Raw genomic sequence first — 14,597 nt, forward strand, 5'->3', positions numbered from 1 at the left:
CCGGCCGGCTCTGGGCACGACTGATTATCATAGCAGGGGCTTTGCCGAGGGTTAATGCCGCGAACATGAACTGACGTGGCTACGGCGCGTCTCAATCGGCTCGAGATTGATATATCTATGAATATGTGGCTGATACGCACGCGGCCATGGCATCATTCTCAAGTCAACCGCGCAGGATCAACGGCCCCGGCAATCGCCTGCCATGGATATAAGGACGACCGGAGCAAGGTGAGCCCATTTCCGAAGCACTGCTTCAGAAGGCCATTGCATCCCTGAAGGTCTCTGGACACCTGCACGGCATCAAGTGACAAACATAAACGACGATTAAGGAAACAGATCGCAATGCTCATTCCCCTCATCCTCAGTGGCGGAAGCGGTACGCGGCTTTGGCCCGTCTCGCGCAAGAACCTCCCCAAGCAGTTCTTGCCGCTCACCGGCCACGAAACCTTGTTCCAGCAAACACTTGCCCGGTCAACGAGGCTGACGGACGTGGGTGCCCCCATTGTGGTGGCCAGTGAAGATCATCGCTTTCTCGTCGCCGAACAGCTCCTTGAGTCCGGCATGCAGGATGCATCGATCCTGCTGGAGCCCACCGCAAGAAACACCGCGCCGGCCATCGCCCTCGGTGCCATGCATGCGCTCGGCAAGGATCCGGAAGCCTTGCTTCTCGTACTTCCCGCAGATCACCTGATCGGAGATACCACCAGCTTCGAAGACGCGGTCGCCCGCGCACTTCCCGTCGCCCGCGACGGATGGCTGGTAACCTTCGGCATCAACCCTGAACGTGCGGAAACGGGTTTCGGTTATATCAAACGCGGTACAGCCATCGACGAGAATGCGTTTGTTGTTGCGAGCTTCGTGGAGAAGCCCGATGCCACCAAGGCTCAGGAGTACATCGCAACCGGAGATTACAGTTGGAACTCCGGCATGTTCCTGCTCCGTGCCGCCACCTACCTGGAGCAACTCCAGCAGCACGCGCCCGAGATGCACCGCGCCGTCCATGAAGCGTACAAAACATCCACGGTCGACCTCGATTTTGTACGCATCGACAAAACTGCCTTCTCGGCGGTACCGGATAACTCCATCGACTATGCAGTGATGGAACACACCGATCGCGCGGCCGTTGTGCCCATCAGCTGCGAATGGAGCGACATCGGGTCCTGGGAGGCACTATGGCTGGCCGAAGGCAAGGACGAGGACGGAAATAGCAAACAGGGCGACGTACTCAACATCAACACGAAGAACTCGCTGATCCGCTCTCACGATCGGCACTTGGTCGCAACCGTGGGTCTGGACGATGTCGTTGTCGTGACTACGCCCGACGCGACGCTCGTTGCCCGACGCGATGCCTCCCAGGACGTAAAGAAGGTTGTCGACCAACTGAAGATGCGAGCACGTAGCGAGCACGAATTGCATCGCGTTGTTCGCCGGCCCTGGGGTAGTTACGACTCGCTCGAGGCCGGCGGTCGGTTCCAGGTAAAGCGCATTGTCGTCAAGCCAGGCGCAGCCCTGAGCTTACAAATGCACCATCACCGAGCTGAGCACTGGATCGTCGTCTCCGGCGTCGCCGAAGTCACCTGCGACGACAAGACATTCCTGCTTGCTGAAAACCAAAGCACGTATATCCCGTTGGGCAGCACCCATCGCCTGCGAAATCCGGGACGAGTAAACCTCGAGCTCATCGAAGTGCAGTCCGGAAGCTACCTGGGCGAAGATGACATCGTTCGATTCGAGGACGTGTACGGACGCTCCTGAACCCACACTGCCAGTCCGCCAGCCCAGGCTGGCGGACCATGCTACGCCCAATCCGCCCCGGACGCCCCTCCGATAAACGACCTCTTCAGAAAAACATGCAGACCTTGCTCGTAACCGGCGGTGCAGGATTCATTGGCGGCAACTATGTCCTTCGTGCCATCAAAAAAGGACTGCGCGTCGTCAATCTGGATAAATTGACCTACGCAGGAAATCTCGCCACCCTCAGTGACATCAAGGGACATGACCGGCACCATTTCGTTCAAGGTGATATTGGCGACCGCGAGCTCGTGTCCTCGTTACTCGACACATTCAAGCCAGACGCCGTCGTGAACTTCGCCGCTGAATCGCACGTTGATCGATCCATCGACAGCCCCAGCGCCTTCGTCGATACCAACGTCGTGGGCACGCTCGCTCTGCTGGAAGCATCTCGCGACTATTGGCGTTCACTGCAAGACGTCATGGCAAGAACATTCCGCTTTCTTCACGTATCGACCGATGAAGTCTACGGATCGCTGGCTTCGGAAGGCAGGTTTACCGAAACCACTGCCTACGCTCCCAATTCACCCTATGCCGCGTCCAAGGCTGCTTCCGATCATCTCGCCAGAGCGTTTCATCATACCTACGGACTGCCCGTACTGACGACGAACTGTTCCAACAATTACGGGCCCTATCAGTTTCCTGAAAAGCTCATTCCCCTGGTGATAGCGAAGGCACTCTCTGGGGATCGTTTACCCATCTACGGCGATGGTGGTAACGTGAGGGATTGGTTGTTTGTCGATGACCACTGCGAAGCCATCGACCAGGTCCTTCGCAGGGGAACCCCTGGCTCGACTTACAACGTCGGCGGCAACTCCGAGAAAACCAATCTGGATGTCGTGCTGGACATCTGCGATCTTCTTGACGAACGCCGGCCTGCGTCCATGCCCCGCAGGAAACTCATAGAGTTCGTGGCCGACCGTCCTGGGCACGACCGTCGCTATGCCATCGATGCTGGAAAAATCACGCGTGAACTGGGCTGGCGCCCTAATCACGACTTCCATGCAGGCCTGGCGCGCACGGTCGACTGGTATCTAGCCAACCAGGACTGGACCACCGCCATCATCAATAAAACCTATCGATTGGAGCGACTCGGGCAATGACCACTCGAAAGGGAATCGTTCTCGCAGGTGGCACGGGATCCCGTCTTTATCCGATCACGCAAGGCGTAAGCAAGCAGCTCCTGCCCGTCTACGACAAGCCCATGATCTACTATCCGCTCGGCACCCTCATGCTGGCCGGTATCCGCGACATTTTAATTATCAATACACCTCACGAGCAGTTGGCATTCCAGCGCCTGCTGGGTGATGGCTCCCAATGGGGAGTCCATATCGAATATGCCGTGCAACCCTCGCCCGATGGCCTAGCCCAGGCATTCACCATCGGACGCGACTTTCTGGCCGACTCACCGAGCTGCCTGGTTCTTGGCGACAACATATTCCATGGCGAAGGTCTTACCGAACGACTGCGTCGAGCGGCGGCCCAGTCCCGCGGGGCGACCATTTTCGGCTATTGGGTTCGTGATCCGGAGCGATATGGCGTTGCTTCCTTCGATAGCGCAGGGCAAGTCGTCGCCATCGAGGAAAAGCCTGTCATACCTAAATCCAACTACGCCGTGACTGGCCTCTACTTTTACGATGAGCACGCGCCTGAGTACGCGGCCTCCCTCGTACCCTCTTCAAGAGGCGAACTTGAAATTACTGACCTGAACCAACTTTATCTCGATCGAGGCAATCTTCGACTAGAACAGCTTGGACGCGGGATCGCATGGCTCGACACAGGCACACATGAATCGTTGATGGAAGCCGGCAATTTCATACAAACGATAGAAAATCGCCAAGGTCTCAAAGTTTGCTGCCCCGAGGAAATAGCCTTCCGAAACGGCTGGATCGATGTTGACCAGCTCAAAGAGGTGGCCAGGCCTCTGGCCAAGGTGGAATACGGAAAATACCTCCTCCGTCTTGCGCTCGAAGAGGCGCACTCATGAAGGCCTTGAAAACGAGCCTCCCCGAAGTCCTCATTCTAGAACCCCGGGTCCATTCGGATGATAGAGGCTTTTTCTATGAAAGCTTCAATCAAGAAACCTTCGCCTCGGCAGGCATCGACGTATCGTTCGCCCAATGCAACGTATCGAAGTCCAGCCGCGGGGTTCTTCGCGGCCTTCACTATCAATGGCGAAACCCACAAGGAAAGCTCGTCAGCGTGCTCGATGGAGAGGTCTACGATGTCGCGGTAGATATTCGACCAGATTCACCGACGCGCGGCCATCATTTCGGCACATTACTTTCCAGCGAGAACAAGAGGCATTTGTGGATCCCGGCCGGCTTCGCCCATGGATTTTGCGTCGTATCCGAAACAGCGACATTCAGTTACCAATGCACCACTGTGTATGACAGGCACTCGGATGTGGCCATTCGCTGGAACGACGCGACATTTGCCATCGACTGGCCCGTAAGCGAGCCGCTTCTATCGGAAAAGGATCGATCTGCCCCGTTTTTTGCCGAAATTCCTCGCTCGCAGCTTCCCGAATATCCCTGATGAAGATCCTCCTTCTTGGAGCCGACGGGCAGCTCGGATGGCATCTCAGGCCTCACCTGCCCAAACTTGGGCGACTCATCTGCGCAAGTCGCCAGGGGCATGGTACGGATACTGCGTGCGACCTTGGCGACGAGTCCGCGGTGCGCCGCCTACTTCGCCAAACGGCACCTAACGTCATCGTCAACGCAGCCGCCTACACCGCTGTTGACCGTGCCGAAGACGACGTAGAAGCAGCTTATGTCTTGAATGCCCATCTACCCGCGTGGCTCGGAGAGGAAGCGCGCTGTATAGGAGCATCGGTGATTCATTTTTCCACCGACTACGTGTTCGACGGAAACTTCTCGCAGCCGATAACGGAAGACAACGAACCCTCGCCACTGAACGTCTATGGGCGGACAAAGCTTGCCGGTGAAAGTGCACTTTCCAATAGCGGTGCGCATCACCTCATCCTGCGCACCGCCTGGGTCTACAGCTTGCGAGGTCATAATTTCCTGACCACCATGCTCAGACTGTCCAAGGAAAGATCCGAACTTCGGATAGTCGACGATCAGAGAGGAAATCCAACCAGCGCGAAGCTGCTTGCATGGGCTAGCACGGAGGTCGCCGATCGCTGGCTTCATCAATCGCGCACGGAAATGGCGCCCTCGGGAACATGGCACCTTACCGCCACGGGCAACTGCACGTGGTTCGATTTCGCTGGCGCCATCTTCATGCGCGCGCGCGCAATGGGGTGGATGAGTCACGACGTAAAGGTGTTACCCATACCCTCGGTAGAATTCCCTACGCGAGCCAGCCGTCCACGGTACTCAGTGCTGGATACATCCCGAATCCAGACGGCCTTCGGCATTAGCATACCGGATTGGACAACCGGTCTTGATGAGACCATGGCCGACTTGTCGCGACCGGTCCACCGGGATTGACCTGGGTTGACTTACTCCACGGTGACGGACTTCGCCAGATTCCGGGGCTGATCGACATCGGTCCCGCGCTGCACGGCGACGTGGTAGGCGAGCAGTTGCATCGGCACCGTAAAAACCGCCGGGGCAATCAGATCGCTACCACCATCGACGCGGACCATCGCAATATGCTGCGTACCGTCGTCCATCTCCGCCCGCTCATCCGCGAAAACGACGAGTTCACCGCCGCGTGCGCGGACCTCCTGCAGGTTCGATTTCAGCTTGTCGAGCAACGGACCATTCGGGGCCACAGCCACGATCGGCATGTTTTCGTCCACTAGCGCCAGGGGGCCGTGCTTGAGCTCGCCCGCCGGATACGCCTCCGCATGGATATACGAGATCTCCTTGAGCTTGAGCGAGCCTTCCAGGGCCACCGGGTATTGCGCACCACGCCCCAGGAACAGGGCATGCGCCTTGGTGATGAAGTGGTCCGCGATCGCCAGTATCTGCGACTCGCTCTTCAGTGCATTCTCGATGTAGCGCGGCAGCGACTGAAGCTCTTGGCAATGCGCCAGGTACTTCGCATGGTCCAGGCCGCGACGACGACCGAGGTCCAGGGCCAGCAGGGCGAACGCCGCGAGCTGCGTGGTGAAGGCCTTGGTCGAGGCCACACCGATTTCCGGACCCGCCCGGGTCATCAGGCGCAGGTCGGATTCACGAACCACCGAGGATTCCGGTACGTTGCAGATCGCGAACGTGGCGAGGTAGCCGCGACGCCGCGACTCGCGCATGGCCGCTAGCGTATCGGCTGTCTCGCCCGACTGCGACACGGCCACGAACAGAGTGTTTTCCGGCACGACCACGTCGCGATAGCGGTACTCGCTGGCGACTTCGACCACGACGGGAATCTTCGCCAGGTCTTCGATCCAGTACTTCGCTACCATGCCTGCGTGATAGCTCGTGCCACAGGCCACGATATGGATACCGCGGGTCTTGTCGAGGATCGGGTCGGCGTCGATACCGAAGATGTTCGGCAGCACGCCATGGGGGCCGATGCGCCCCTCCAGCGTATCCGCGACGGCGCGAGGCTGCTCGAAGATTTCCTTCTGCATGTAGTGGCGGTATTCACCACGCTCGACGGAGTCGGCGCTGATCTCGCTTTCATGCGCGGCGCGATCGACCGGAGTCCCGTGGATATCGAACACCTCGACACCGTTACGGGTGATCTCGACGATGTCGTCTTCTTCCAGATACATCATCCGATTGGTCACCTTGATGAGCGCCTGGGCGTCCGAACCAAGGAAGTGCTCGCCGATTCCGATGCCCACCAAGAGGGGGCAGCCACGGCGCGCACCGACGATACGCTCGGGTTCGTCGAGGCTCATCACCGCGATGGCGTAGGCTCCTTCCAACTCGCGCACGGCGGCGGTAACCGCCTCGCGCAGCGACTTGCCGGCCTGGACATGCTCGTCGATGACGGCGCCCATCACCTCGGTATCGGTTTCCGAATGGAAGGTGCGTCCCTTGGCCTTCAGCGCGTCGCGCAACGAGGCGTGGTTTTCGATGATGCCGTTGTGCACGATGGCGATGCGGCCCTGCACATGCGGGTGCGCGTTCGCCTCGCTGGGCACGCCATGGGTCGCCCAGCGTGTGTGTGCGATGCCGGTGCCGCCCGGCACCGGATCGGCGTCGTAAAGCGCTTCCATCTCGCGAACCTTACCCTTGGCCCGCACGCGACGGATTTCGCCGCCATCGGCGATGGCCATGCCGGCCGAGTCGTAGCCCCGGTACTCCAAAGCCTTGAGACCTGCGATCAGGATGGGCGCGATGTCACGCTGCGCGACGGCGGCGACGATTCCACACATGGCGATAATCCTTCTTAGTTGACTTTGCGACGCAGGTAGTTGAGCAGATCGATACGTGTGATGAGGCCCAGGAACTGCTCACCGTCGACGACGATGGCGACATGTCCCTTCTCGAACACGGGCAGGAGCGATTCGATGGGCGACGTGACCTGGAGCATCTCCGGCGAGGCGATCATCGCCGTGGACACCGGATCGCGGAACTTCGTCTCGTCAGCGTGCACATGCAACAGCACGTCGGACTCGTCGAGGATGCCGACGATGCGATCGCCCTCCATGACAGGGAGCTGCGATACGTCATAAAGTTTCATGCGGTTGTAGGCAGTGACGAGCATGTCGTCGGGCTTGATCACGACGGTATCGCGCTGGGCATAGGGGCGCAGGATCAGGTCGCGAAGATCGCCGAAGCGCTCGCGCTCCAGGAAGCCGTTGTCCAGCATCCAGTAGTCGTTGTACATCTTCGACAGGTATTTGTTTCCCGTGTCGCAAACGAGCGTGACGACACGTTTGGGCGTAGTCTGCTCCTTGCAGTACTTCAGCGCGGCGGCCAGCAGGGTGCCCGTGGACGAACCGCCGAGCACACCTTCCTTACCGAGTAGCTCACGGGCGGCCATGAAGCTCTCCTTGTCGGAGATCGCATAGGCTTTCTTCACCAGCGAGAAGTCGCTGATCGACGGCAGGAAATCCTCGCCAATGCCCTCGACCATCCATGATCCCGACTTTTCAGAAAGGATACCCTCGTTGATGTACTGGGCGAGGATCGATCCCACGGGATCGGCGAGCACGATTTCCGTATTGGGCGAATGCGCCTTCAAGTACGCCGTGAGCCCGCTCATGGTGCCGGACGAACCGCAGCCCACCACGATCGCATCGACCTTCCCGTCGAGCTGCTCGAGGATCTCAGGGCCGGTCGTCTCGACATGCGCCTTCGGATTGTCGGGGTTGCCGAACTGGTTGATGAAATAAGCACCTGGCGTTTCGCGCGCGATACGCTCGGCCATGTCCTGGTAATACTCGGGGTGGCCCTTGGCTACGTCCGAACGCGTGAGCACCACCTCGGCACCCATGGCCTTGAGGTTGAAGATCTTCTCGCGGCTCATCTTGTCGGGCACGACGAGGATCAGGCGATAGCCCTTCTGCTGCGCGACCAGCGCCAGGCCCAGGCCCGTGTTGCCGGCGGTGCCTTCCACCAGCGTATCGCCCGGCTTGATCTTCCCGGCACGCTCGGCGCCCTCGATCATCGACATGCCGATGCGATCCTTCACCGAACCGCCCGGGTTGGCGCTTTCCAGTTTCAGGAACAGTTCGCAACAGCCGGCATCCAGGCGCTGCGCGCGCACCATGGGGGTGCGGCCGATCAGTTCGAGGATGCTGTCATGAACACTCATGGATACTCCATTGGATAAGTCGGCAAGGCCCCTTCGACCCTGCACTCAGGGCGCACATGATAAGGGGTCGCGCGCTCGCGCGATGCCCGTCATCCGGCCGAGGAAAAACGGTCTAGCACAGACCACGCGGAAGTGATCCGGTTCCTGCTGCACGCGCACAATAAAAAGGGCGCGTTTCCGCGCCCTTTCTTCGTATTGCTGTACTGCGGAATAAATTCAGTGTCGTGGTGCGTTCCAGGAATCCCACATTCTCTGGAGTTGGTTCTTCGCCTGCAGTTTCTCCAGCTTCATCCGCGTCAGTTCCTCGTCGCTGAGGGGTAGACACCCCCGGCCTGCGTTGTCGAGCTTGTCGTTGAGTTCCTGGTGACGGAAATAGAGACGACGGGTGTCCGGATCCTTGTGGATGAACTTTTCGACGTCGTCACGCTGCTGGTTTTCGAACATAGCCATGCTCCTCGCGTTGGGGCCGGGCCCGTTGGGCCGGTCGTGAGGGGAGCCATGCGGGCACGGCTTCGCATCGGAAGTGGGTTGGCTCGCGATGCGGTGTGCCTGGGTAACGTCACGCATGCTCCGAAGATCCCGTCACGCGTTTTTTCGGTGACGGGGGATCGAAGCTACTCCCCTCGATGAGGGGGTGCAAGAGCGAATTTTCGTAGAGGCACGAAAGAAAAATGGTTTCTTAAGCAAACACTTACATGGCGCCAAAACCAGCACACCCTGGCGCGGGCCGCCCTGCGGGGCGGTCGCGCGCAGGGCGCGCTCCTGCACAAGCAACGGTTAGTTGCCGGTGGATTTTTTCTTCTTGGGCGTGCTGGTGGCCGGGGTGCTGGCCGGGGCGCCGCTATCGGAGGAGTTCAGGTCTCGCATGGCGCGGGCGGCGGCTTCGGCCAGGGCGGCCTGTTTCTTGGCGGCGTTGGCCACCTTGGCCTGGGCTGCGGCGACCTGGCGGGCCTTCTCGCCCTCGGCCTTGGCCTGGTCCAGGGCCTGCGAGTACTCCACGCCCTGCTGCTGCAGGCGGGCGGCCTCTTCCTGGATCATCTGGTTCTGCATGCGCTGCTGCTCAAGCTGGCGACGGGCCATCTCGGCGTCGAGGCGGCTGGCCTCCAGCAGGATGGCGTCGTGCTCGCGATCGAGCTGGGCCGTCTTCGACTGGGCGTCCTGGAGCTGGGCGGCCGCCTTGGCGATGTCCACGCGGCGCTCTGCGATGTACAGGTAATGGGCGTGCTGCTTGTCCTTCGGCTTGAACTGGGCCATCTGGTTGATGGCTTCGCGCGCCCGGGCCTGCTCGGACTGGGCATAGCCACCGAGGGTGGGATCGCTGGAAAGCTGGTCGAGGCTCGAATTCAGCCGGCGGACGTCGAGGTCGTCAGTGGCGGCGAAGACCGGAGAGGCCACGGCCGCCAGGGCCAGGGCGGAGAACAGGATGGTCGTGCGCTTCATCTCAGCGGCCTCCCTGGTCGTTCAGGGGCTGGGTCTCGCCACCCGGGGGCGGCGGAGGGGTGTTGGTGGCTTCGGGCAGGACCGTCTCGGTTTCCTGCACGTTGTTCGGAATCGGCACGGTGTCATTCGCGTGGTTGTCGATCATCTCGACACGCATGCGCGAGTTTTCCTTGCTCTTGGACTGGTTCTGGGCGCGGGCAGCGCCCAGGCGGGCCTTGGCACGAGCCAGTTCGCTGTCCACGCTGGACTCGTCGGCCAGCAGGGCCGCCTCGTCGTACTTGCGGCTGGCCATGGCTTTCTGCGCCTGGGAGAATTTGCCCTGGGCATAGTCGAGGTCGACCGGGGCATAGTCGCCCGCCCCGGCATCGCGGGCAGCCTGGAGCTGGGCCAGGGCCTGGTTCATCACGCCATTGGGTGGCGGCGTGCTGGCGCAGCCGGCCAGCGTGGCAATCGCGAGGCCCAGCGCGGCCGTGGCAAGGAGCCGGCGGCCCCGGTACAGGGCGTTCGACGGCAAGTTGTGCACCATCACTCGTTCCTCTTACAGGTTTGCGAGATATTGTCGATATACAGGGTCGGAGAGACCTCTCGTCTCGATTGTAATGCGAACGCCCGGGGGTTTAGGTGGATATTGGTTATTTCCTCAAGCTAATGGTGGACAAGGGCGCGTCGGACATGTTCCTGACGACCGGTGCCCCGGTGAACATCAAGGTGGAGGGCAAGCTTTACCCGCTCGGCAATACGGGCCTGCCGGCGGGAATGGTCAAGAAGATCGCCTACTCCCTGATGGACGAAGGCCAGGTGCCCCAGTTCGAGCGCGACCTGGAACTGAACATGGCCCTGGCCGTGAAGGAAGCCGGACGCTTCCGCATCAACGTGTTCAAGCAGCGCGGCGAGATCGGCATGGTGATCCGTGCCATCAAGAGCGAGATCCCCTCGCTTGAGGAACTGCGCCTGCCGGCGATCTTCCGTGAGCTGGTGATGGAGCCGCGCGGGCTGATTCTGGTGGTGGGCGCCACGGGGTCGGGCAAGTCCACCACCCTGGCCGCGATGATCGACCACCGCAACCAGAACACCCCGGGACACATCCTCACCATCGAGGACCCCATCGAATACCTGCACCGGCACAAGCGTTCCATCGTGAACCAGCGCGAGGTGGGGCTGGATACCCACAGCTATCACGAGGCCCTCAAGAACGCGATGCGTGAGGCGCCGGACGTGATCATGATCGGCGAGATCCGCGACACGGAGACCATGGAGGCGGCCATTGCCTTCTCCGAGACGGGCCACCTGTGCCTGGCCACCCTGCACTCGAACAATGCCGACCAGACCCTGGAACGCATCCTCAACTTCTTCCCCGAGTCCGCGCACAAGAACGTGCTGATGAACCTGGCGCTGAACCTGCGCGCGGTCATCAGCCAGCGCCTGGTGATCGGCAAGGACGGCCGCCGCGTGCCGGCCGTGGAAGTACTGCTGAACACCCCGCTGATCCGCGACATGATCCGCCGCGGCCAGATCCACGAGGTGAAGGACGCCATGGATCGCAGCCTGCAGGAGGGCATGCAGACCTTCGACCAGTCGCTCTACCGGCTCTACAAGGACGGGCAGATCACGCTGGACGAGTGCCTGGCCAAGGCCGATTCGCGTGACGGGCTGGCGTTGAAGATCCGCCTGTCGGAGGGTGCGCCGGGGAATGAGTTTGCGTCGAGTGATCCTTATGGGATCGGGGTGTGATGGTTGCTGGCTGAATGATCGTCGGGGGTGACCTGGCGCGCGCCGGGGGCATGGATGTTTATCGTTTCTATGGTCGCGCGCAGGCGCGCTCCTACAAGATCACCGCACACTTGTAGGAGCGCGCCTGCGCGCGACCGGCATCCCAACAACGCCCCGCCCCCCTCATCCGATACGGTCGGCGATGCTCTTCAGGGCGCGTCCGGCTGCGCCTCAGGCGCGGCCTTCTGAAACGCCTCCAGCGCCTGGCACGCCTCCACCACGCGCCGGATATTCGGGTACGGCGCCAGATCCAGCTCCCAGCGCACGGCGTTGTAGTACTGCGGCACAAGGCAACAGTCGGCCATGGTCGGGCTGTCGCCGTAACAGAAATGTCCCTGCGGCCCTCGCTCGAGCAATGCCTCGATGCCATTGAAGCCATTGCCGATCCAACGTCGGCACCACGCCGCTTTGGCAGCCGCATCGGCACCGTAGGAGGCCTCAAGCTCCTTCAGCACGCGCAGGTTGCCCAGCGGGTGGATATCCGTGCCCACGGCCAGCGCCAGCTCACGCACGCGCGCCCTGCCCTGCACATCGGCGGGCAGCAGGGCCGGCGTGGGCCGGGTCTCCTCCAGGTACTCCAGGATCGCCATCGACTGGCGGACCACGACATCGCCATCGACCAGCGTCGGCAGCTGGGCCTGGGGCGAAATATCACGGTAAGCGGGCTTCAGGTGCTCGCCACCGTCGTTGACCAGGTGGATCGGGCGCGGCTCGTAGGCCAGCCCCTTGAGGTTGAGGGCGATGCGGACGCGGTAGGCGGCGCTGGAGCGCCAGTAGGTGTAGAGGGCGAGCATGGGCGTTCCTGCCTGGGTGAAACCCGATTCTATGTAGGAGCGCGCCTTGCGCGCGACCGGTAGGGCGATCACGGTGGTGCACTACTGCCCTCCCGGTCGCGCGCAAGGCGCGCTCCTACAATGGAATGATTTGCGCCTGTCGGCACCGCCCGGGGACAATGGGCGTCTCTCCTACACCCTGAGCTGGAGTTCCTCGTGTCCGTCACCCGCATGCAAGACCTCGACCTGCGCGGCAAGCGCGTCCTGATCCGCGAAGACCTGAACGTGCCGGTCGAGAACGGCAGGATCACCTCGACCCAGCGCCTCGATGCCGCCCTGCCCACCATCGTCGCCGCCCGCGATGCCGGCGCGAAGGTGATGGTGATCTCGCACCTGGGTCGTCCGAAGGAAGGCGAATTCGACGAGGCATCCTCGCTCAAGCCCGTCGCCGAATGGCTGGGACAGAAGCTGGGCAAGGACGTGCGCCTGATCCGCGACTACCTCGATGGCGTCGATGTCGCCGATGGCGAGGTCGTCGTGCTCGAGAACTGCCGCATGAACGTCGGCGAAGGCAAGGACGACGAGGCCCTGTCGAAGAAGTACGCCGCCCTGTGCGACGTGTTCGTCATGGATGCCTTCGGCACCGCCCATCGCGCCCAGGCCTCCACGCACGGTGCGATCCGCTTCGCGCCCGTGGCCGCCGCCGGTCCGTTGCTGGCGAAGGAACTGGACGCCCTCGGCAAAGCGCTCGAGCATCCCGCCAAGCCGCTGCTGGCCATCGTCGCCGGCTCGAAGGTCTCCACCAAGCTCGACCTGCTGCAGAACCTCGTCGGCAAGGTCGACCAGTTGATCGTGGGCGGCGGCATCGCCAACACCTTCATCCTTGCCACCGGCCATAAGGTAGGCAAGTCGCTGGTAGAGGCCGACCTGCTCGACACCGCGAAGAAGATCATGGCCGATGCGAAGGCCCGCGGCGCCGACGTGCCAGTGCCGACCGACGTCGTCGTCGCCACCGAATTCTCAGCCACTGCCCAGGCCACGGTGAAGGCCGTCGATCAGGTTGGCGACGATGAGATGATCCTCGACATCGGTCCCGAGACCGCGAGGCGCTACGCGGAGCTGATCGCCAAGGCCGGTACCGTGGTGTGGAACGGCCCCGTGGGCGTGTTCGAGTTCGAAGCCTTCGGCAAGGGCACCGAGACGTTGGCGCGCGCCATCGCCGCCTCGAAGGCCTTCTCGATCGCCGGTGGTGGCGACACCCTCGCTGCTGTCGACAAGTACGACATCGAAAGCGGCGTGTCCTACATCTCCACCGGTGGTGGCGCCTTCCTCGAATTCCTTGAAGGCAAGGAACTGCCGGCCGTGACGGCGCTCAAGGCGCGCGGGGAGACGAAGTAATGCTTTTCCTCTTCGACCTCGATGGCACGCTCATCGACTCGGAAATCGGCATCCTCTCTGGCGTGCGTCATTCGCTCGCCAGCGTGGGCGCCGAAGCGCCGCATGATTCCGTGCTGCGCTCCTGGATCGGACCGCCCCTGCGCGTGAGTTTCGCGCAGGTGCTGGGCGACGACCGCGACCGCATCGAAGCTGCCGTGGCCGCCTACAGCGAGCGATTCCAGGACGTGGGCTGGTCGGAGCACACCGTCTATGACGGCATCCCCGAAGCCATCGCCGCGCTGGCCGAGGCGGGCCACCAGCTTGCCGTGGTGACTAGCAAGACGCGGACCCATGCGGCGCGCATCATTCCGCACCTGCCGTTCGGCGCCGCGTTCGAACGCGTCTACGCCCCGGGACCGGACACGGCGCACAGCGAGAAGGCGGAGATGATCGCCGCCGCCCTCGCCGACTTCGGCCATCCGAAGGACCAGGTGTTCATGATCGGCGATCGCCGCTTCGACATCGAAGGCGCGGTAGCCAACGACGTGCGTGGTGTGGGTGTGCTCTGGGGCTTCGGCGACCAGGATGAACTGGAAAAAGCCGGGGCATGGAAGACACTTGGAACACCATCCGAGCTTCGCTCACTTACCTGACGGAAACATCGAACCGCGTACTTCATCGATCTCCTACGGAAGTACGCGGTTTCCGCAGCGCCATATTGATTGCCCGGCCTATAGTCATAACGGCCACGCCAGGTAGCCT

At 61.7% G+C, this 14,597-nt stretch carries 14 protein-coding genes; 8 read left to right on the top strand and 6 right to left on the bottom strand.

Annotated elements, in window-relative coordinates:
- Nucleotides 1-336: 336 nt before the first annotated feature.
- The 5 genes from KR767_RS02920 to rfbD all read left to right on the top strand — a co-directional run bounded on the left by KR767_RS02920 (nucleotide 337) and on the right by rfbD (nucleotide 5,249).
- Nucleotides 337-1,755, top strand: coding sequence for a mannose-1-phosphate guanylyltransferase/mannose-6-phosphate isomerase (locus tag KR767_RS02920; protein WP_284732886.1), 1,419 nt, complete (start codon nucleotides 337-339; stop codon nucleotides 1,753-1,755).
- 95 nt (nucleotides 1,756-1,850) lie between these two features.
- On the top strand, nucleotides 1,851-2,894 hold the full coding sequence (gene rfbB / locus KR767_RS02925; RefSeq protein WP_250878035.1) for a dTDP-glucose 4,6-dehydratase: 1,044 nt from the start codon (nucleotides 1,851-1,853) through the stop codon (nucleotides 2,892-2,894).
- Nucleotides 2,891-3,778 (top strand): glucose-1-phosphate thymidylyltransferase RfbA, encoded by an 888-nt coding sequence (rfbA, locus tag KR767_RS02930; RefSeq protein WP_250878036.1) that lies wholly within the window; start codon nucleotides 2,891-2,893, stop codon nucleotides 3,776-3,778. The genes rfbB and rfbA overlap by 4 nt, the downstream gene beginning before the upstream one ends.
- Nucleotides 3,775-4,329 (top strand): dTDP-4-dehydrorhamnose 3,5-epimerase, encoded by a 555-nt coding sequence (gene rfbC / locus KR767_RS02935; RefSeq protein ID WP_250878037.1) that lies wholly within the window; start codon nucleotides 3,775-3,777, stop codon nucleotides 4,327-4,329. The genes rfbA and rfbC overlap by 4 nt, the downstream gene beginning before the upstream one ends.
- Nucleotides 4,329-5,249: a dTDP-4-dehydrorhamnose reductase gene (gene rfbD, locus KR767_RS02940; protein ID WP_250878038.1), complete on the top strand. Its 921-nt coding sequence runs from the start codon at nucleotides 4,329-4,331 to the stop codon at nucleotides 5,247-5,249. The genes rfbC and rfbD overlap by 1 nt, the downstream gene beginning before the upstream one ends.
- A gap of 11 nt (nucleotides 5,250-5,260) precedes the next feature.
- Here the strand turns inward: rfbD and glmS are convergent, their stop codons facing one another.
- From glmS to KR767_RS02965, 5 genes are all read right to left on the bottom strand, one after another.
- Entirely contained in the window at nucleotides 5,261-7,090 is a 1,830-nt protein-coding gene (glmS, locus tag KR767_RS02945) for a glutamine--fructose-6-phosphate transaminase (isomerizing) (protein ID WP_250878039.1), read from the bottom strand.
- A 14-nt stretch (nucleotides 7,091-7,104) separates the two neighbouring features.
- Entirely contained in the window at nucleotides 7,105-8,475 is a 1,371-nt protein-coding gene (locus KR767_RS02950; protein WP_250878040.1) for a pyridoxal-phosphate dependent enzyme, read from the bottom strand.
- Nucleotides 8,476-8,691: 216 nt separating this feature from the next.
- The gene (locus KR767_RS02955; protein ID WP_345779891.1) at nucleotides 8,692-8,925 is read right to left on the bottom strand and encodes an HP1242/YdcH family protein; all 234 of its coding nucleotides are present in this window, start codon (nucleotides 8,923-8,925) and stop codon (nucleotides 8,692-8,694) included.
- A gap of 327 nt (nucleotides 8,926-9,252) precedes the next feature.
- Entirely contained in the window at nucleotides 9,253-9,915 is a 663-nt protein-coding gene (locus tag KR767_RS02960; protein WP_166951623.1) for a DUF4398 domain-containing protein, read from the bottom strand.
- Nucleotide 9,916: 1 nt separating this feature from the next.
- Nucleotides 9,917-10,441 (bottom strand): DUF4398 domain-containing protein, encoded by a 525-nt coding sequence (locus KR767_RS02965; RefSeq protein WP_166951620.1) that lies wholly within the window; start codon nucleotides 10,439-10,441, stop codon nucleotides 9,917-9,919.
- Between the two features lie 122 nt (nucleotides 10,442-10,563).
- Between KR767_RS02965 and KR767_RS02970 the strand changes: the two genes are divergently transcribed.
- On the top strand, nucleotides 10,564-11,646 hold the full coding sequence (locus KR767_RS02970) for a PilT/PilU family type 4a pilus ATPase (RefSeq protein ID WP_250879215.1): 1,083 nt from the start codon (nucleotides 10,564-10,566) through the stop codon (nucleotides 11,644-11,646).
- Nucleotides 11,647-11,834: 188 nt separating this feature from the next.
- On the opposite strand, the gene maiA is transcribed toward KR767_RS02970, so the two are convergent.
- Nucleotides 11,835-12,479, bottom strand: coding sequence for a maleylacetoacetate isomerase (maiA, locus tag KR767_RS02975; protein ID WP_166951615.1), 645 nt, complete (start codon nucleotides 12,477-12,479; stop codon nucleotides 11,835-11,837).
- Nucleotides 12,480-12,674: 195 nt separating this feature from the next.
- Here maiA and KR767_RS02980 point away from each other — a divergent pair, with 195 nt between their 5' ends.
- Together KR767_RS02980 and KR767_RS02985 are read left to right on the top strand one after the other, a co-directional pair.
- Nucleotides 12,675-13,856, top strand: a complete 1,182-nt coding sequence (locus KR767_RS02980; RefSeq protein WP_250878041.1) for a phosphoglycerate kinase — start codon at nucleotides 12,675-12,677, stop codon at nucleotides 13,854-13,856.
- The gene (locus tag KR767_RS02985; RefSeq protein ID WP_250878042.1) at nucleotides 13,856-14,488 is read left to right on the top strand and encodes an HAD hydrolase-like protein; all 633 of its coding nucleotides are present in this window, start codon (nucleotides 13,856-13,858) and stop codon (nucleotides 14,486-14,488) included. Before KR767_RS02980 ends, KR767_RS02985 begins: the two co-directional genes overlap by 1 nt.
- The last annotated feature ends 109 nt before the right edge of the window (nucleotides 14,489-14,597 follow it).

This window comes from Luteibacter anthropi (assembly GCF_023699965.1).
GTDB lineage: Bacteria > Pseudomonadota > Gammaproteobacteria > Xanthomonadales > Rhodanobacteraceae > Luteibacter > Luteibacter anthropi.